Origin of the sequence: Vibrio sp. 10N.222.51.C5 (assembly GCF_041474575.1) — a bacterium.
Taxonomy (GTDB): domain Bacteria; phylum Pseudomonadota; class Gammaproteobacteria; order Enterobacterales; family Vibrionaceae; genus Vibrio; species Vibrio crassostreae_C.
The window spans coordinates 1-413 of sequence record NZ_JBFRUJ010000120.1 but is presented as its reverse complement, the minus strand read 5'-3'; the positions used below and the strand labels follow the sequence as shown (position 1 = coordinate 413).

At 50.8% G+C, this 413-nt stretch carries 1 protein-coding gene; it reads right to left on the bottom strand.

Annotated elements, in window-relative coordinates; genetic code table 11:
- Positions 1–413 (bottom strand): cadherin-like domain-containing protein (locus tag AB4558_RS21850; RefSeq protein ID WP_372159107.1); only part of this gene is annotated, 413 nt, incomplete at both ends.

Genomic DNA, 413 nt, shown 5'->3' with positions numbered 1-413 from the left:
AGCGTGCCGTCTTCTTCAACGCTGAACTGTTGATCTTGAGGTACTGGCAGGTCATTAACTGGGTTAACGGTTAGGTCAGCAGATGCTTGAACCGTATTAGTACCATCTGAGATATCGAAGCTGATATCGATGTCACCATTGAAGTTCTCATCTGGCGTGATGGTGAAGCTGCCGTCATCATTAGCTACAACCGTCGCATCTCCACCAACCGTTAGGCCGCTAGCAGTAAGGTCATCGCCTTCTACGTCAGAAGCTTGCGATAGCAGCTGCTCTTGGCTTAGACGAATCGAACCATCTTCGTCGATTGAGTACGCTAGGTCGCCAGACACTGGCGCATCATCAACGGCAGTTACGCTCACGTCGATGTTTGCTGACACCGTATCGGTGCCGTCAGACACATCGAAGCCGAAGTT